Below are 18156 nucleotides of genomic sequence, written 5' to 3' on the forward strand. Positions count from 1 at the left end.
ATCCGGAGCGCCTGCGCAACAGCGCACTGATGTCCCCATTCCCCGGCCGGTAGAGTGGCCATGGCTCGGCCGGGGTTCGGTGCGGAACGGGGTCGGGGCCTGCAAGCCCTGCCCCGACATCTGACACCATTCGCTGGGGGCGTCGTTCAGCGGGCGAGCGATGCTCATTTGGGAGTGAGCTTGCGACCAGGGGACGGATGGGACCGCGCTGTGCGGGGCTACGAAAGCCAGGAGAGCCATCAGGCCGAGGCCGACCATCTCTCGCGCTTCGAGGCCGAGATGGAGCGGCTGAAGAAGGAGCGCGGGAAGGCCGTCCAGCACGCCGAGGACCTGGGGTACCAGGTCGAGGTGCTGCGCGCCAAGCTCCATGAGGTACGCCGCAATCTCGCGTCCCGCCCTGCCTACGACGGCGCGGACATGGGCTACCAGGCGGAGCAGCTGCTGCGCAACGCCCAGGTCCAGGCCGACCAGATGCGCTCCGACGCCGAGCGCGAGCTGCGCGACGCCCGGGCGCAGACCCAGCGGATCCTGCAGGAGCACGCCGAGCACCAGGCGCGCCTCCAGGCCGAGCTGCACTCCGAGGCGGTCAACCGGCGCCAGCGCCTGGACCAGGAGCTCAACGAGCGCCGCCAGACGGTCGAGGCGCACGTCAACGAGAACGTCGCCTGGGCCGAGCAGCTGCGCGCCCGTACGGAGTCCCAGGCCCGGCGGCTCATGGAGGAGTCCCGCGCCGAGGCCGAGCAGGCGCTGAACGCCGCCCGCGCCGAGGCCGCCCGGACCGCCGAGGAGGCCCGCCGCCGGCTCGCCGCCGACGCGGAGGCCGCGCGCACCGAGGCCGAGGCCACGCTGCTGCGCGCCCGCAAGGAGGCCGAGCGGCTGCTGGGCGCCGCCTCCACGCAGGCCCAGGAGGCCACCGAGCACGCGGAGCGGATCCGCAGCACCACCACCGCCGAGGCCGAGCAGACCCGGCAGCAGACCATGGACCTCGGCCGGGTGGCCGAGGCGCGGGTCCAGGAGGCCGACGGGGCGCTGCGCGCGGCCCGGGCGGAGGCGGAGACCCTGCTCGCGGAGGCCAAGGAGAGCGCCGCCCGGCAGCTCGCCTCGGCGGAGTCCGTCAACGAGCAGCGCACCCGCACCGCGAAGGAGCAGGTCGCCCGGCTGGTCGGCGAGGCCACGAAGGAGGCCGAGGTCCTCAAGGCCGAGGCCGAACAGTCGCTGGCCGATGCCCGCGCCGAGGCGGAGCGGCTGCGTACGGAGGCCGGCGAGCGGGCCCGTACGGCCGCCGCCGAGGACACGGCGGCGCAGCTGGCGAAGGCGGCCCGCACCGCGGAGGACGTACTGAACAAGGCCTCGGAGGACGCGCGGGCGACGACCCGCGCCGCCTCCGAGGAGGCCGAGCGGATCCGCCGCGAGGCGGAGGCCGAGTCGGAGCGGCTGCGTGCCCAGGCGGCGGCCACGGCCGATGAGCTCAAGGGCGCGGCGAAGGACGACACCGAGGAGTACCGGGCCCGCACCGTCGAACTCCAGGAGGAGGCGCGGCGGCTGCGCGGCGAGGCCGAGCAGCTGCGCGCGGAGGCCGTCGCCGAGGGCGAGCGGATCCGCGGGGAGGCCCGTCGCGAGGCGGTGCAGCAGATCGAGGAGGCGGCCCGGACCGCCGAGGAGCTGCTGGGCAAGGCCAAGTCGGACGCGGACGAGCTGCGCGGCGGCGCCACCGCCGAGAGCGAGCGGGTCCGCGCCGAGGCCGTGGAGCGGGCCACCACCCTGCGCCGGCAGGCGGAGGAGACCCTGGAGCGCACCCGCGCGGAGGCCGAGCGGCTGCGCGCGGAGGCCGAGGAGCAGGCCGAGGCGCTGGCCGCCGAGGCTGACGCGGCGGCGCGGGCGCGGCGCGAGGAGACCGAGCAGGCCCTGGCGGCGAAGCGGGCGGAGGCCGACGCGGAGCTGGTCCGGCTCCAGTCGGACGCCGAGGCCCGGCTGACGTCGGCCGAGCAGACGCTGCGCGAGTCCCGGCTGGCGGCGGAGAACATCCGCAAGGAGACCACCGAGGAGAACGACCGGCTGCGGGCCGAGTCGGCGGAGCGGATCCGTACCCTCCAGGCCCAGTCGGAGGCGGAGGCCGACCAGCTGCGCTCGGAGGCCGCGCAGGACGCGGGCCGGGTCCGCGCGGAGGCCGAGCTGGTTTCCGTACGGCTGCGCGCGGAGGCGGAGGCCGAGTCGGAGCGGCTGCGCAGTGAGGCGCAGGAGACCGCGGACCGGCTGCGCGCCGAGGCGAAGGCGGCGGCCGAGCGGGTCGCATCGGAGGCCGCGGAGGCGCTGGCCGCCGCTCAGGAGGAGGCCGCCCGGCGTCGCCGGGAGGCCGAGGAGACCCTGTCGGCGGCGCGGACGGACGCGGGCAACGAGCGGGCGCAGGCCCGTGAGCAGAACGAGGAGCTGCTGGCGCAGGCCCGCAAGCGCTCGGAGGAGGCGCAGGCCGAGGCGGCCCGCCTGACCGAGGAGGCGGAGCGCCGCGCGGCGGAGCTGGTCGCGGCGGCCGAGGCCACCGCGCAGCAGGTACGCGACTCCGTGGCCGGGCTGCACGAGCAGGCCGAGGAGGAGGTCGCCGGGCTGCGCAGCGCGGCGGAGCACTCGGCGGAGCGTACGCGGACCGAGGCGGAGGAGGAGGCGGACCGGGTCCGCGCCGACGCCCACGCGGAGCGCGAGCGGGCCGGCGAGGACGCGGCGCGGGTGCGCAGCGAGGCCCGGATCGAGACGGACGCGGCGAAGGCGCTGGCGGAGCGCACGGTCGGCGACGCGATCGCCGAGGCCGAGCAGCTGCGCGCCGACACGGCCGAGTACGCGCAGCGGGTGCGCACGGAGGCGACGGACGCCCTGGCGGCGTCCGAGCGCGACGCGGCGCGGACCCGGGCGGACGCCCGTGACGACGCGAACCGGATCCGCGGCGAGGCGGCGGAGTCCCTGGAGGCCTCGCGCGGCGAGGGCAGCCGGATCGTGGCCGAGGCGGAGGCGGAGGCCGAGCGGCTGGCCGCCGAGGCGCTGGAGGCGGCCGAGGCCACCCGCGCGGAGGCCGCGGGCACCCTGGACGAGGCGCGCGCCGAGGGCAACCGGCTGCGTACCGAGGCCGCCGAGCAGGCGGACCGGCTCGTCACGGAGGCCGCGTCGGAGGCGGAGCGGCTGACGGCGCAGGCGGCGGCGGTGCTGGCGGCGGCCGAGCGGGATTCGGCGAAGGTGCTGGTCGACTCGCGTGCCGAGGGCGACCGGCTCGTCGAGGAGACCCGCGCGGCCAACGAGCTGACGGTCGCGGAGGCGGTGGCGGAGGCCGAGCGGCTGCGCGCGGAGGCCGCGGCGGAGGCCGAGCGGCTGCGTACCGAGGCGGCGCGGACCCTGGACGAGGCCCGCGCGGAGGGCGGCCGGATCATCGGCGAGGCCACCGCGGAGGCGGAGCGGGTCACGACCGCGGCGAACGAGACCCTGGCGGGTGCCGAGCGGGACGCCGAGCAGGCCCTGGACGAGGCGCGCGCCGAGGGCAACCGGCTGCGTACCGACGCCGCCGAGCAGGCGGACCGGCTCATCACCGAGGCGGTGTCCGAGGCGGAGAAGCTCACCGAGCAGACCCGCAAGGACAACGAGCGCACGGTCGGCGAGGCGGCCACGGAGGCCGAGCGGCTGCGTGCGGAGGCGGCCGAGGCGCTGTCCTCGGCGCAGGAGCACGCGACGCGCACCCGGTCCGAGGCGGAGCGGGTCAAGGCGGAGGCGGCCTCCGAGGCGGAGCGCACCCGCACGGAGACCCGTACGGAGTCCGAGCGGCTGCTGGACGAGGCCCGCGAGGAGGCCAACAAGCGCCGCAGCGAGGCCGCGGAGCAGGTGGACCGGCTCATCACGGAGGCTTCGGCGGAGGCCGACAAGCTGACCTCGGACGCGGGCCGGCAGGCGCTGGCCGCCACGACGGCGGCCGAGGAGCAGGCCGACGCGATGGTCGACGCGGCCCGCAAGGAGGCGGCGCGCATCACGTCGGAGGCGACCGTCGAGGGCAACTCCACGGTGGAGAAGGCACGGACGGACGCCGACGAGCTGCTGGTCGGGGCGCGCACGGACGCCGCCGCCATAAGGGAGCGGGCGGAGGAGCTGCGCGGGCGCGTCGAGTCCGAGGTCGAGGAGCTGCACGAGCGTGCCCGCCGGGAGTCGGCCGAGCAGATGAAGTCGGCCGGCGAGCGCGTGGACAAGCTGGTCCGGGCGGCGACCGAGCAGAGCGTCGAGGCCGAGGCGAAGGCCAAGGAGCTGGTGTCGGACGCGAGCAGCGAGGCGAGCAAGGTCCGCATCGCGGCCGTGCGCAAGGCCGAGGCGCTGCTCAAGGAGGCCGAGCAGAAGAAGGCGGAGCTGGCCCGGCAGGCCGAGGCCGCCCTGGCGGAGGCGAAGGCGGAGGCGGAGCGGCTGGTCGACGAGGGCCGTCGTGAGCTGGAGGTCCTGGTGCGCAGGCGCGAGGACATTCAGGCGGAGATCTCCCGTGTCCAGGACGTTCTTGAGGCGTTGGAATCATTCGAGGCACCTTCGGGTGGCGGAAAGCCCGCTTTGGGTGGCCAGGGCGCGGGGGGCGTGAAGGCCGGAGCAACAGCGGGTTCCACTCGTTCGGGTGGTAAGGCGTCAGAGGGGTAGTCAGGAACACGGGATGTGTGCTTCTGAAGGAGGTCAGGCGAAGGAGTGACAAGCATTCCGTCGCCTTGCCACTCAAAAGGGGTGTCATTGTCCAGGGCAAACCCGGATTGACTCGATGCCACGCCGCCGGGGCGCCTAGGATTCCCCTTAACACCTCACGTAGCACCTCATCGGTCTCATTCGACAGGAACCCCATGAGCGACACTTCCTCCCCCTTCGGCTTCGAGCTCGTGCGGCGTGGTTACGACCGCGGTCAGGTGGACGACCGCATTACCAAGCTGGTCTCCGACCGCGACAGCGCCCTTGGACGTATCAACTCTCTGGAAAAGCGGATCGAGGAGCTGCACCTCGAAACGCAGAACGCCCAGGCCCAGGTGAGCGACGCGGAGCCGTCGTACGCCGGCCTCGGCGCCCGGGTCGAGAAGATCCTGCGGCTGGCCGAGGAGGAGGCGAAGGACCTGCGCGAGGAGGCCCGTCGCGCGGCCGAGCAGCACCGTGAGCTGGCCGAGTCCGCTGCCCAGCAGGTGCGCAACGACGCCGAGTCGTTCGCCGCCGACCGCAAGTCGAAGGCGGAGGACGAGGGCGTCCGCATCGTCGAGAAGGCCAAGGGCGACGCGTCGACCCTGCGCGCCGAGGCCCAGAAGGACGCGGCCTCCAAGCGCGAGGAGGCCGACGCCCTCTTCGAGGAGACCCGCGCCAAGGCCGCCCAGGCCGCCGCGGACTTCGAGACCAACCTGGCCAAGCGCCGCGAGCAGTCCGAGCGCGACCTGGCCTCGCGTCAGCAGAAGGCCGAGAAGCGCCTCGCGGAGATCGAGCACCGCGCCGAGCAGCTGCGCCTGGAGGCCGAGAAGCTGCGTACGGACGCCGAGCGCCGGGCGCGCCAGACGGTGGAGACCGCGCAGCGCCAGGCCGAGGACATCGTCGCCGACGCCAACGCCAAGGCCGACCGGATCCGCAGCGAGTCGGAGCGCGAGCTGGCGGCGCTGACCAACCGCCGCGACTCCATCAACGCGCAGCTGACCAACGTCCGCGAGATGCTGGCGACGCTGACGGGCGCGGCCGTGGCGGCCGCCGGCTCCCCGATCGACGACGAGCCGGTGACCCGGGGCGTCCCGGCCCAGCAGAGCCGCTAGTACGCTCCCGCGCACGCCGCCGTCTACTCGCCGGTAGCGAAATCGGCACATCAGGGGCCGTACGTCACCTTTCTGAGGTGGCGTACGGCCCTTGGCCGTTCTAGCGTGGCCGCATGATCGAGCTTGAGGGCCTTACGAAACGATTCGGCGCGAAGACCGCCGTGGACAACCTCAGCTTCCAGGTCAGACCGGGGGTGGTGACCGGCTTCCTCGGCCCCAACGGGGCGGGGAAGTCCACGACCATGCGCATGATGCTCGACCTCGACAACCCGACCAGCGGTACGGTCCGGATCGACGGGAAGCACTACCGGGACCTGCCGGAGCCGCTGAAGTACATCGGAGCGCTGCTGGACGCGAAAGCCATGCACGGCGGTCGCAGCGCGTACAACAACCTGCTGTGCCTGGCCCAGTCGAACCGGATCCCGGAGCGACGGGTGGCCGAGGTTCTGGATCTTGTCGGCCTGACGGCCGTGGCCAAGAAGAAGTCGAAAGGATTTTCGCTCGGTATGGGCCAGCGGCTGGGAATCGCCGCCGCCCTGCTCGGCGATCCGGAGATCCTGATGTTCGACGAACCCGTCAACGGCCTTGATCCCGAGGGAATTCTCTGGATCCGCAATCTTATGAAGGGGCTGGCGTCGGAGGGGAGAACGATCTTCGTCTCCTCCCACCTGATGAGTGAAATGGCCCTGACCGCAGATCATTTGGTGGTCATCGGACAGGGAAAGCTCCTTGCCGACTTGTCGATGTCCGATTTCATCCAGCAGAACTCCCGCAGTTACGTACGGCTGCGCTCGCCGCAGCAGGAACGGCTCAAGGACGTCCTGCACGAGGCCGGGATCAACGCGATCAGCGTGCCCGCCACCGGCACCCTGGAGATCGACGGCGTCGGACCGGAGCGGCTCGGCGAGCTGGCCGCCCAGCACCAGATCGTGCTGCACGAACTCAGCCCGCAACGGGCTTCACTGGAGGAAGCGTTCATGCGCATGACGGCGGACTCCGTCGAATACCACGCCCACGCGCCGGGGGCACCCGTCCCCGCACCCGCGGGCCCGGCCGGGGCACCCGCCTGGGGCGCCGGCTTCGAGGCCACCCGCAAGGGCGGCGAGTGACCATGGCCTTCTCCGCCGTCCTCAAGTCCGAGTGGACCAAGATCCGCACGGTCGCCTCCACCATCTGGACCCTCGCCTCGGCCCTGCTCGTCACGGTCGGGCTCAGCGCCCTGCTCTGCTTCTTCGTCGCCTCCCGCTTCAAGGAGATGCCCGACGCCGAGAAGCTCGCCTTCGACCCGACCATGACCAGCTTCGCGGGGATGTCCCTCGGCCAGCTCGCCATGATCGTCTTCGGCGTCCTGGTGGTCGGCACCGAATACAGCACCGGGATGGTCCGCACCTCGCTGGCCGCCGTGCCGCGGCGCGCGAGCTTCCTCTTCGGCAAGCTCACCGTCGCCACCGCGCTGGCGCTGGCCGTGGGCCTCGCCACCAGCTTCCTGTCCTTCTTCCTCGGCCAGGCGATCCTGGGCGAGCACAGCATCGGCATCGGCGAGGACAACGTCCTGCGCGCGGTGACCGGCGCCGGGCTCTACATGGCCCTGATCGCGCTGTTCTCGATGGGTGTGACCACCCTCCTGCGCAGCTCGATCCTGGCGCTCGGCATCCTGATGCCGTTCTTCTTCCTGATCTCGACGATCCTCGGCGCCTTCGACACGACCCGGAAGGTGGCCCAGTACTTCCCGGACCAGGCCGGCTCCAAGATCATGGAGACCGTCCCGGACGCCCTGAGCCAGGCCCAGGCGCCCTACGGCCCCTGGGGCGGTCTCGGGATCATGGCCCTGTGGGTGCTGGCCTCCGTACTGGGGGGCTACCTCGTCCTGAAGAAGCGCGACGCGTGACGGACTGAACTGACGGGGCGTCCCTCCTGTGACGGACGCCCCGCGTACTACGGGAAAACCCCGGGTCGGATCTCAGGGGCAGCTCAGGGATCCGGCCCGGCAGGGAACCGCAGGAGTCTCGATATCCTCTTAAGGCGTACGCGGGCGAGAGCCGTCCCGGCCTGGCAAGGGGCAGCACGATGATCGAGGCAGTCGGCCTGACCAAGCGCTTCGGCGCCAAGACCGCCGTCGACCGGTTGTCCTTCCAGGTCAAGCCGGGCCATGTGACCGGCTTCCTGGGGCCCAACGGCTCCGGCAAGTCCACCACCATGCGCATGATCCTCGGGCTGGACCGCCCCACTTCCGGTCATGTCACGATCAACGGCCTCCCCTTCCGGGAGCTGCCGAACGCCCAGCGGCACGTCGGCGCCCTGCTCGACGCCAAGGCCATGCACGGCGGCCGCAAGGCCCGTACCCACCTGCTGGCCATCGCCCAGCTCTCCGGCATCCCCGAGAAGCGGGTGGACGAGGTCCTCGGCGTGGTCGGCCTCAAGGACGCGGCCCGCCAGCGCACGAAGGGCTTCTCGCTCGGCATGGGCCAGCGGCTCGGCATCGCGGCCGCCCTGCTCGGCGACCCGCAGGTGCTGCTCTTCGACGAACCGGTCAACGGCCTCGACCCCGAGGGCATCCTCTGGGTCCGCAACCTCATGCGGCAGCTCGCCGCCGAGGGTCGGACCGTCCTGGTCTCCTCGCACCTGATGAGCGAGATGGCGCTGACCGCCGACCACCTGATCGTGATCGGCCGGGGACGGCTGCTGGCCGACATGGGCACCCACGACTTCATCACGCACAACTCGGCCGGATTCGCGCGGGTCCGCGCCGCCGCCGACGGCCCCCACGAGCAGGGCCCCGGCGGCCGGACGGCCCTGGGCACCGCGCTGACGAAGGCCGGCGGCCGGGTCCTCCAGGAGCCCGACGGGGCGCTGCGCGTGACCGGGCTGGAACTGCCCCGCATCAGCGACCTCGCGCACGAGGCCGGCGTACGGCTGTGGGAGCTGTCCCCGCACCGGGCCTCGCTGGAAGAGGCCTACATGCGGATGACCCAGTCCTCCGTCGAGTACACCTCCACCGCGGACCCCCGCGCCGAGCTGTGGGAGCCCGAGCCGCTGACCGTCCCCGAGTGGGAGGACGAGACGGCGGCCGCCGTCCCGGCCGAGACCGCGGCGAGCTTCTTCGCTCCCCCGCCGCCCGGATCCGGGCGGCCCTTCCTGATGCCGGGCAGCGCGGCCGACCTCGCCCGGGGCGGCACCTCCGCCGACGCTCCCCCGCCCGCCGACCGCCCCCGCGCCGACCGCTCCCCCGCCGACGTCGCGGCCGCCGACCTGTCGGGCGCGGCCGAGAACACCCCCGAGGACCCCCGATGACCACCACCCCCGCCGCCGTGCCCGGGGCGGGCGCGGAGCAGCCGGGCCCGTACAGCTCGCCGCTGCCCACGCCGCGTCCGCACCTGGGGCACGCCGTGGCCTCGGAGTGGACCAAGCTGACCTCGGTGCGCTCCACCCTGTGGACGCTCGGCTCCCTCGTGGCGCTGGTCGTCGGAGTCGGCATGCTCGCCGTGCTCCAGACCTCGGCCCGCGACTACCAGTACCTCCCCTTCACCGGTCCCGCCCTCTTCGGGCTGATGGCCGGCCAGGTGGCCGTGATCGTGCTCGGCGTGCTGACGATCTCCTCCGAGTACGGCACCGGCCTGATCCGCACCACCTTCACCGCCGCCCCCGAGCGGCTGCGGGTGCTCACCGCCAAGTACCTGGTCTTCGGAGTGGTGGCCTTCGCCGTCACCACCGGCTCGGTGATGTTCGTCGGCCTGTGGGCCGCCCTCCTGCACAATGGGCCCGCCGCCGGGCAGCACAGCTGGAGCGAGTGGGGGGGCGCGCTGGCCGGCTCCTTCTACGTGACCCTGCTGGGCGTCCTCGCGCTAGCGGTCGGGGCGCTCGTACGGCATTCGGCGGGCGGGATCGCGGTCATGCTCGGCGTGGTCACCATGCCCCCGGTGCTCGGGGCGATACTGAGCGCCTGGCCGGTCACCTCGGGCCTCGGCTCGCTGGTGCTGCGCTTCAACGCCCCCGTGGGGCTGATCCAGCTCTTCGGGCTGCAAGGCAGCGACCTGGGCGGGGAAACCCTCCCCAGCAAGCTGGCCCAGCTGACGCTGCTGGGCCTGGTGACGGCGAGCGCGGTCGCCGCCTCGTACGCGGTGGTCGGCCGCCGCGACGTCTGACGGCCCGGACACCCCCTAGTAGCGGGGCGCGTTGCGGGACCGCTGCACCTTGGAGGTGCGGCGGTCCTTCGCGTTCCAGCAGGCCTTGTGCCAGTGCCGCCGGTCGTCCACGCCGCCGTACTCGGGCCAGGCCACCAGGTGCGGGGTGCCCGAGGGGATCTCCTGGTCGCAGCCCGGGCAGCGGTAGCGCTTGCCCGCCGCGCTGGCGCCCGCCACGTGCCGGACCTTCCACTCCTCGCCCTGGTACTCCTCGGTGCGCTCCAGCCCGAACCGGTCGAGGCCGGTCGCGGGTCGTTCGTCCGGAGTCTCGCCGCCCCTGGGGCGGTTGTGGCGCGGTGACACGTATACCTCACGAAAGGGCGGCCGACAGTGACTTTCTCCCAGACTACGCGCAGCGAGCCCGGGTACCCGCAGGGTGGCTGATGAAGGCCGACCGTCATACGAGAACTGGCCCGACAATCTCAATAACTTTCCTGTCAGGCCGTGCCTTTGGCACGTGTCAGACGTTGTTGCCAGCAGACGTTGATGCCATCAACGAGTCGGTCCACCTGGGGGAGGCCGCGTCAGCCGCGAGGAGGCAAAGGGCGATGATGCGCGTAGGAGCGTTTGTACTGGCGGCCCAGTTCCCGGGCCAGGGGCAGGGCGAGGCGCTGCACCGGGCGGTGCGGACCGCCGAGGTGGCCGAGGAGTCCGGGCTGGACTCGCTGTGGCTCGCCGAACACCACTTCGTCCCGTACGGGGTCTGCCCGTCGGCGGTGACGCTGGCGGCCCTGCTGCTGGGGCGGACCCGGCGGCTGCGGGTGGGCACGGCGGTCAGCGTGCTGCCGAACACGCACCCGGTGGCCCTCGGGGAGCAGGCGGCCCTGCTGCACGTCACCTCGGGAGGCCGGTTCACCCTCGGGGTGGGGCGGGGCGGGCCGTGGGTGGACCTGGAGGTGTTCGGGGCCGGCCTGGAGGCGTACGAGAGCGGCTTCCCGGACGATCTCGACCTGCTGCGGCGCTGGCTGACCGAGCCCCGGGTGGGGGCGGCCGGCGAGCGGCACGCCTTCCGCGAGGTGGCCGTCGTACCGCGCCCGGCCCAGGCGCTGGACGGTGACGGGACGGGGCCGGAAGTGATCGTCGCCTGCACCTCCCCGGCGTCGGTGCGGATGGCCGCGGAGCGTGGGCTGCCGATGCTGCTGGGCATGCACTGCGGGGACGAGGAGAAGGCGGAGCAGGTCGCGCTGTGGCGCCGGACCGCGCTGGCCCACGGCCATGCGCCGGAGGCCGTACGGGCGGCCGGGCACGTGTCGGCCGGGGTCTGCCAGCTGGCGGACCGCACGGCCGACGCGCGGGAAACCCTGCTGAAGGCGATGCCGGGCTGGTTCCGCCAGGGCCTGGACGCCCATGTGACGGTGGACGGCCGGCAGCGCGCGATGCGGGACCCGCTCGCGTACACGGAACTGCTGTGCTCGCTGCACCCCGTCGGCAGCCCGGAACTGGCGGCGGAGCGGCTGGCGGCCACCTCGGAGCGGACCGGCATCACCCGCTTCGCCCTGCTCACGGAGGGCTCGGGCGACCTCGCCGCGACCGAGGAGAACGTCCGGCGCCTCGGCGCGGAGGTCATGCCCCTGCTGGTGTGAGCCCGTCACGGGCCTGGGGCTGCCGCTCCGGTGTCAGTCGCACCTCCCGCGACACGGAGCGGCAGCGGAGTACCGGTTCTGCTAGCAGTCCCGAAGTTCCGGGGACTGGTTGAGCAGCTGGCCGCGGATCGACGTGAACTTGGCCAACCGGTCGTCCACCGAGGAATCCAGCGGGAACACCGCCACGCGGTGGCAGTTCTGGAATGCCAGGCGCACCCCGAAGTGCCGCTGCAGCGCACCACGTATCGCGTCACTCGCGAGCGCGCGCAGCAGCTGCCCGCGCGCCTGCTCGTCCGGCGGCGGCGTCTGGTTGTCGGCGAACTGTCCGCCCTCAACCTCCAGCTGGGCCACCAACGAGCTGATCATCTCCCATGCGTAAGGCAGGGAGGTCCGGACGCAGTCGACGAATGCGGCTTCGTCGACCTCGCCTCGCTCGGCCTGTTCGAGTAGGGCCGGTGAGACGTCGAGCGACATGGGTTCTCCTCTCGTGACCCCGGCCGTTTGGGTTGCCGGAGTCCTACGGGCAGGGAAGGAGGCCGCGACGCAGTGTGCACGCTCGGCAACCTCCCGCTCACCACGGTAGGCGCCCACCGGGTGGCGCACCAGGAGAATGCGCATACAACGCGCCATCGGCGAACGGGGCTTTCAGGGGCGAATCGCGTGGAGGCCCATCGGTCGAGTAGCGTTGCCGACCATGCGTCTCGTCATTGCCCGCTGCTCCGTCGACTACGCGGGCCGGCTCACCGCCCATCTGCCCTCGGCACCCCGTCTGATCCTCGTGAAGGCCGACGGCAGTGTCTCGATCCACGCGGACGACCGGGCGTACAAACCGCTCAACTGGATGTCGCCTCCGTGCACCCTCAAGGAGGGGACCGGTGACGACGCGAACGTCTGGACCGTCGTCAACAAGGCGGGCGAGAAGCTCATCATCACCATGGAGGAAGTCCTCCACGACTCCTCGCACGAGCTGGGCACCGACCCGGGCCTCATCAAGGACGGCGTCGAGGCGCACCTCCAGGAGCTGCTCGCCGACCGCATCGACACGCTGGGCGAGGGCTACACCCTGATCCGGCGCGAGTACATGACGGCGATCGGCCCGGTCGACATCCTGTGCCGGGACGCCTCGGGCGCGACGGTGGCGGTGGAGATCAAGCGGCGCGGGGAGATCGACGGCGTCGAGCAGCTGACCCGGTACCTGGAGCTGCTCAACCGCGACCCGCACCTGGCGCCGGTCCGGGGCGTGTTCGCGGCGCAGGAGATCAAGCCGCAGGCGCGGGTCCTGGCCAATGACCGGGGCATGGACTGTGTCGTCCTCGACTACAACGCGATGCGCGGCATCGAGGACGACAAGCTCCGCCTGTTCTGATTCCTTTTGACGCGCCGCTCGCGCGGCGCGGCCCTGGCGGGCCTCCCCGGCTTCGCGCCGCTGCGCCGAACTCCGTCCGGCGGGCGCCGGGCGGGGTTTCGCCCCGGTGCGACGCCTGCGTGCGGTTCGTCGTTCCTACGGCCCTCTGAGCTCTGGCTCGGGGGGCCGTCATCGTGCGGGGCCGCTGCGCGGGGCCTCCCCCACCCCGCCCCTTCCCGAAACCGGGGCTCCGCCCCGGGCCCCGGTCCTCAAGCGCCGGACGGGCTGGGAAGGCAGCCGGCGCGAGCCGGGCCGCCCCCGGGAGATGCCGCCCCACCGGGTGCGCGCCGGCCCCGGGAGATGCCGCCCCACCGGGCCCGCGCCGGGCCCGCGGGTGGCTCTCCAGCCCGTCCGGCGTTTGCGGACCGGGTCCGGGCGGCGCCCGGGGAACGGTGGAAGGGCGGGGAGGGGACAGCCCCGCAGGGCCGGCGTCAGATGGCCGTCGGGGACTGCGGGGTCGTCGGGGACTGGGCCGCCGTGGAGGTGACCGGGGGTGTCGGGGGCTCCGACGGGGTGGGCTCCGGCGGGGTCGGCGCCGGCGGGGTGGTCGGCGCGGGCGGGGTCGTCGGCGGCGTCGGCTTGGGCGCGGGCGGGGTCGGCTGCGGGAGTTCCGGGCCCGGCGTGCGGGGCGGCGGGGTCGGGTGCGGGGCCTGGCCGGGGCCGGGGCCGGAGCCCGCGCCCGGCTCGGCGCCGGGCGGCCGCGGTGTCTGCGGGGGCGGCGCGGTGGAGGAGCCCGGCTCCGACGGGGGCGCGGGCGCCGGATCGTTCCCGCTGTTCCCGGGAGCCTGCGGCGGTACCGCCGCCGGGGCGTCCGGGGTCGAGGACACGGCGGGGGCCGCCGGCTGCTCCGGGTCCTCCCCCGACGCCAGCGACAGGCCGACGACCGTGCCGAGCGCCACCACCGTGAGCGCACCCGCGGCGGCCAGCAGCACCGTCTTGCGCCGCCCGGCCGGCTCGGGCCCCGGGTGGCGGGGCAGGGGCGCGGGCAAGGGCGCGGGCAAGGGCGCGGGCGCGGGCGCGGGCGCGGGCAGCGGGGCCTGCGGGAACGCGTCCGCGAACACCTGTGACAGGGTCGTCGGCGGCGCGGCCCGCCCGATCACCGGGGTCAGCTGGGTGACGGCTTCCGAGGCCGCGGGAGCGAGGGCGGCAGCCGGCTTCGCCACCGGGACCGGCGGAGCCGCCGGCGGGGCGAGGCGCAGCGGCGGGGACACCTCCACCCCCAGCGCCTCCCGGTCGGTGACCAGCGCCAGCGCCCGCCGCCCGGCGACGGTCCCGCGCTTGTCCGCGAGCGCCCCGCGCAGCCCGATCGAGGCCTCCAGCTCCGCCCGCGCCCGGTCCAGCCGGCCCTCGCACAGCGCGAGCACGCCCAGCTCGTGGTGGAAGTACGCCTGCTCGGCGACCTCCCCCGCCTTCCGTGCGGCCTCCGCCCCCGAGCGCAGCACCCGCTCCCACGCCTCCCAGTGCGGGGCCGCCGCGAAGGCCGGGGCCGCGGTGCGGGCGAGGAGTACGGCGGCCACCACATCGGCCCCGGCCAGCGCGGCCAGCACCGCGTCGGCCTCCGACGCGACCCGCTCCGGGGTCACCGAGGCGTGCCCGGTCCACCAGGCGTAGTGCCGGGCGGCCGTACGGGCCTCCTCGGCGGCGCTCTCCCCGTACCCGGCCTCCTCCAGCTGCCGTGCGACCCCTTCGGCGAGCCGGTACCGCGGCCCGACCGGGGTGATCAGTCCGCAGCCCACCAGTTCCGCGACGGCGGTGTCGGCGTGCGTGTCCCCGACCAGCGCGGGCAGGTGCGTGTGGTGCGGGAGTTCCCCGCCCAGCGCGCAGGCGATCCGCAGGGCGGCCCGGGCCGACTCGCTCACCCGGGAGGCCAGCAGTTCGGCGGGGGCCGCGGCCTGCGCCAGGGTGGGCAGCGGCACGTGGCGGGGGTCGCGGGGGCGCTCCTCGAAGACCCCGGGCTCCTCGTCCTCGTCCCCGGCGGAGGTCCGGTTCAGCTCGTCGCGCTGACGCAGCAGCGCGGCCGCCTGTACGAAGCGCAGCGCCAGGCCCTCCGAGGCGAACCTCAGGTCCGCGGCCCAGGCCGTCTCCTCCTCGGTCAGCGCCCTGCCGGTGGCCGCCTCCAGCAGCCGCACGCACTCGGCCCGTCCGAGCCCGCCGAGGAAGACCTCCTCCAGGTGCGAGTCGTCGGAGGGGGCCTTGGTGTCGGGGGTGGCGGCGAGCAGGTAGGCGCATTCGGGGGTGGCGCGCAGCAGCTCGTCGAGGGCGGGGCCGCCGAGCTCCAGGTCGTCGAGGAGCACGATCGCGCCGATCTCGCGTACCCGCGCGAGGAGTTCCGTACGGTCGGGGCGCTCGTCCCGGGTCTCGTACACGGTGGCGTACAGGGTGTGGAGCAGCTCGGCGGGCTGCTGCTGTCCGTGCCCGCCGAGCCGGACGACCCCGTCGGGCGCGAGGTCCGCGCAGGCCTCGGCGACCGCGTCGAGGAGGGCGGAACGGCCGGATCCGGCGGGCCCCGTCAGGCGTACGGAGCGCCCGCGCCCCAGCAGCCGTACGAGCCGCTCCCGCTCCTCGGCGCGCTCCAGGAGCGGCAGGGCGGGCACGGGCGGCCCGGGCAGTACGGGCGGACGCGCGGCGGCGTCCCGGGCGGCGCGGGCGGCGGCGTCGCGCTTGGCGGGGAGGCGGTCCGGGTCCTGGCGGGCGCCGGGCCGCTGGGGCTCGATCTCGCTGCCGTCGACGGGGTTGACGGTGAGGGTGAACTCCCCGGTGGTCAGGGTCACGACCCGCGCGGGTGCCTGGGTCCGCGCCGCGCCCGCCCCCGCGGGCGGGCCCGCGGGCTGCTCATCCTGACCGGTCTGCCCCTGTGTACGGTCCATGACCAAGTCCCCCGATCGCGTCGCGCGCCGTCGCCGTCTTCGTTGTGCCCGGCGCCCGCTCACGTCGTTGTCGCTACCGGTCCGGTTTCCGCCCGAACCCTAGACCGTGGCCGGTCCGGCGGGAACCGCAGGGGTGTCTTCACCACCGGACCGTCACGTTTCCTCCCGATCCGCCGGAAGACCCTAATCCTTGCGGCCGGTCGCGGCGACGGTGACGCCGAGGCCGATCATCGTGAGCCCGCCGATCCCGCCGACCATGGAGAGCCGGCGGGGCGATCCGGCGAACCAGTCGCGGGTGGTGGCCGCGACGAGCCCCCACACGCTGTCGGAGACGACCGCGATGAGGTTGAAGACCAGGCCGAGCAGGAGCATCTGGAGCACGACGTGCCCCTGCTCGCGGTCGACGAACTGGGGCAGCACGGCGGCGAAGAACACCATGGTCTTGGGGTTGGCCACGCCGACCGCGAAGCCCTCTCCCAGGGTCCGCAGGCTGCCGTGGGCCGCGGGGGCCCCGCCGGTGAAGGCGGCGTGCAGCGAGCCGCGCCCGCGGACCGCCTTGACGCCCAGGTACACGAGGTAGGCGGCGCCGATGAGCTTCAGGGCGGTGAAGAGGAGGACCGAGCGCTCCACGACGGCCCCGACGCCGAGCGCCACGGCCACGACGAGTACGTACGCTCCGAGCGTGTTCCCGACCACCGTGGTCAGCGCGGCCCGGCGGCCCTGGGCCAGGGCCCGCCCGACGACGAACAGCACGCTGGGGCCGGGAATCACGATCAGCAGGAGGGACATGGCCGCGAAGGCCAGCAGTCTGTCGGTGGACACCATGGGCCCATGTAAGCGGAGGACGCCCCGGGGCCGCAGCCCCTTTTCCCCGGGCCTACACCCGGGGCAGGGTCTCCGCTTCCAGCCCGCCCTCGATCGCGAGGATGCGGTGCAGCCGGGTCGCGACGAGCAGCCGCTGCATCCGGTCGGGCACCCCGCGCAGGACCAGGCGCCGCCCGGTCCGGCCGGCCCGCCGGTGGGCTCCCATGATCACGCCGAGTCCGGTCGCATCCCAGGAGTCGAGTCCGGTCAGGTCGAGCACGAGGTCGCCGTGGCCGTCGTCGAGGGCGGTGTGGAGGACCGTACGGGCGTCAGCCGCGCTGCGCACGTCGAGGCGGCCCCCGACAGCGAGTTCGGCGTGGTCGCCCCTGATGTGCATATGTGCTCCCCGGCTTTACCGCTTGCGTGTGGTCCGACTGATCCGTGGTCGGCAACTCTCACTGCAACTGACTGCCCCGCGGGCAGTGAAGTTGCCGACCGTGAGCGAACCGATACCTAATTCACCCCGTAGGGTGCGGAGATTCGAACGGTAGTGCTCAGTGCTTGTAGAAGCCCTGGCCGCTCTTGCGGCCGATGTCACCCGCGTCGACCATGCGGCGCATCAGCTCCGGCGGCGCGAACTTCTCGTCCTGCGACTCGGTGTAGATGTTGCTGGTGGCGTGCAGCAGGATGTCCACGCCGGTGAGGTCGGCGGTGGCCAGCGGGCCCATGGCGTGCCCGAAGCCCAGCTTGCACGCGATGTCGATGTCCTCGGCGGAGGCCACGCCCGATTCGTAGAGCTTCGCGGCCTCGACGACCAGCGCGGAGATCAGACGGGTGGTCACGAAGCCGGCGACATCGCGGTTGACGACGATGCAGGTCTTGCCGACGGACTCGGCGAAGGCGCGGGTGGTGGCGAGGGTCTCGTCGCTCGTCTTGTAGCCGCGTACCAGCTCGCAGAGCTGCATCATCGGGACGGGCGAGAAGAAGTGCGCGCCGACGACCCGCTCGGGGCGCTCGGTCGCCGCCGCGATCTTGGTGATCGGGATGGCGGAGGTGTTGGAGGCGAGGATGGTGTCCTCGCGCACGATCTTGTCGAGGGCACGGAAGATCTCGTGCTTGATCTCGATCTTCTCGAAGACCGCCTCGACGACGATGTCCACGTCGGCGACCGCGTCGAGGTCGGTGGTCGTGGTGATCCGGGCGAGGGCCGCCTCGGCGTCCTCGGCGGTCAGCTTGCCCTTGGAGACGAACTTGTCGTACGAGGCCTTGATCCCGTCGGTGCCCCGGGTCAGCGCGGCATCGGTGACGTCCCGCAGGACGACGTCCCAACCCGCCTGAGCGGAGACCTGAGCGATTCCGGAACCCATCAGTCCCGCGCCGATGACGGCGAGCTTCCCAGCCACTGCACACCCCTCGTTGTTCTCAGTACGACCCGGCCTCGTAGCCTCTCCGGCGGAGACTAGCGCCCGTGAGCGGCCCAGTGACCGTGAAGTAACACGCGTCACGTCTCAGATGACGGACATCACACTGATACGG

At 73.5% G+C, this 18156-nt stretch carries 14 protein-coding genes; 8 read left to right on the forward strand and 6 right to left on the reverse strand.

Going from position 1 to position 18156, the window contains the following annotated elements:
* Positions 1-210: 210 nt before the first annotated feature.
* From scy to OOK34_RS04780, 6 genes are all read left to right on the forward strand, one after another.
* On the forward strand, positions 211-4647 hold the full coding sequence (scy, locus tag OOK34_RS04755) for a polarized growth protein Scy (protein ID WP_267032603.1): 4437 nt from the start codon (positions 211-213) through the stop codon (positions 4645-4647).
* A 194-nt stretch (positions 4648-4841) separates the two neighbouring features.
* Positions 4842-5780: a cellulose-binding protein gene (locus OOK34_RS04760; RefSeq protein ID WP_267032604.1), complete on the forward strand. Its 939-nt coding sequence runs from the start codon at positions 4842-4844 to the stop codon at positions 5778-5780.
* Between the two features lie 113 nt (positions 5781-5893).
* The gene (locus tag OOK34_RS04765) at positions 5894-6889 is read left to right on the forward strand and encodes an ABC transporter ATP-binding protein (RefSeq protein ID WP_267032605.1); all 996 of its coding nucleotides are present in this window, start codon (positions 5894-5896) and stop codon (positions 6887-6889) included.
* Between the two features lie 2 nt (positions 6890-6891).
* Positions 6892-7668, forward strand: coding sequence for an ABC transporter permease subunit (locus OOK34_RS04770; protein ID WP_267036625.1), 777 nt, complete (start codon positions 6892-6894; stop codon positions 7666-7668).
* 179 nt (positions 7669-7847) lie between these two features.
* A complete protein-coding gene (locus tag OOK34_RS04775) occupies positions 7848-9071 on the forward strand; it encodes an ABC transporter ATP-binding protein (protein WP_267032606.1) in 1224 nt (407 codons plus the stop codon).
* Positions 9068-9922 (forward strand): ABC transporter permease, encoded by an 855-nt coding sequence (locus OOK34_RS04780; RefSeq protein ID WP_267032607.1) that lies wholly within the window; start codon positions 9068-9070, stop codon positions 9920-9922. Before OOK34_RS04775 ends, OOK34_RS04780 begins: the two co-directional genes overlap by 4 nt.
* Positions 9923-9937: 15 nt before the next feature.
* Here OOK34_RS04780 and OOK34_RS04785 read toward each other — a convergent pair whose 3' ends face one another.
* Positions 9938-10264 carry an ATP/GTP-binding protein gene (locus OOK34_RS04785; RefSeq protein ID WP_267032608.1) on the reverse strand — a complete coding sequence of 109 codons (327 nt, stop codon included), beginning with the start codon at positions 10262-10264 and terminating at the stop codon, positions 9938-9940.
* Between the two features lie 248 nt (positions 10265-10512).
* Between OOK34_RS04785 and OOK34_RS04790 the strand changes: the two genes are divergently transcribed.
* Complete coding sequence (locus tag OOK34_RS04790) at positions 10513-11544, forward strand: LLM class flavin-dependent oxidoreductase (RefSeq protein WP_267036626.1); 1032 nt, start codon at positions 10513-10515, stop codon at positions 11542-11544.
* 81 nt (positions 11545-11625) lie between these two features.
* Here OOK34_RS04790 and OOK34_RS04795 read toward each other — a convergent pair whose 3' ends face one another.
* Positions 11626-12018, reverse strand: coding sequence for an SCO5389 family protein (locus OOK34_RS04795; protein WP_267032609.1), 393 nt, complete (start codon positions 12016-12018; stop codon positions 11626-11628).
* A gap of 220 nt (positions 12019-12238) precedes the next feature.
* Between OOK34_RS04795 and nucS the strand changes: the two genes are divergently transcribed.
* Positions 12239-12910 (forward strand): endonuclease NucS, encoded by a 672-nt coding sequence (nucS, locus tag OOK34_RS04800; protein ID WP_267032610.1) that lies wholly within the window; start codon positions 12239-12241, stop codon positions 12908-12910.
* A 470-nt stretch (positions 12911-13380) separates the two neighbouring features.
* Here nucS and OOK34_RS04805 read toward each other — a convergent pair whose 3' ends face one another.
* From OOK34_RS04805 to OOK34_RS04820, 4 genes are all read right to left on the reverse strand, one after another.
* Positions 13381-15816 (reverse strand): ATP-binding protein, encoded by a 2436-nt coding sequence (locus tag OOK34_RS04805; RefSeq protein ID WP_267032611.1) that lies wholly within the window; start codon positions 15814-15816, stop codon positions 13381-13383.
* 183 nt (positions 15817-15999) lie between these two features.
* The gene (locus OOK34_RS04810; RefSeq protein ID WP_267032612.1) at positions 16000-16641 is read right to left on the reverse strand and encodes a LysE family translocator; all 642 of its coding nucleotides are present in this window, start codon (positions 16639-16641) and stop codon (positions 16000-16002) included.
* 52 nt (positions 16642-16693) lie between these two features.
* Positions 16694-17017, reverse strand: coding sequence for an STAS domain-containing protein (locus OOK34_RS04815; protein ID WP_267032613.1), 324 nt, complete (start codon positions 17015-17017; stop codon positions 16694-16696).
* 157 nt (positions 17018-17174) lie between these two features.
* On the reverse strand, positions 17175-18023 hold the full coding sequence (locus tag OOK34_RS04820; protein WP_267032614.1) for a 3-hydroxyacyl-CoA dehydrogenase family protein: 849 nt from the start codon (positions 18021-18023) through the stop codon (positions 17175-17177).
* Positions 18024-18156: the final 133 nt, after the last annotated feature.

This window comes from Streptomyces sp. NBC_00091, assembly GCF_026343185.1.
In the GTDB taxonomy this organism is placed as follows: Bacteria; Actinomycetota; Actinomycetes; order Streptomycetales; family Streptomycetaceae; genus Streptomyces.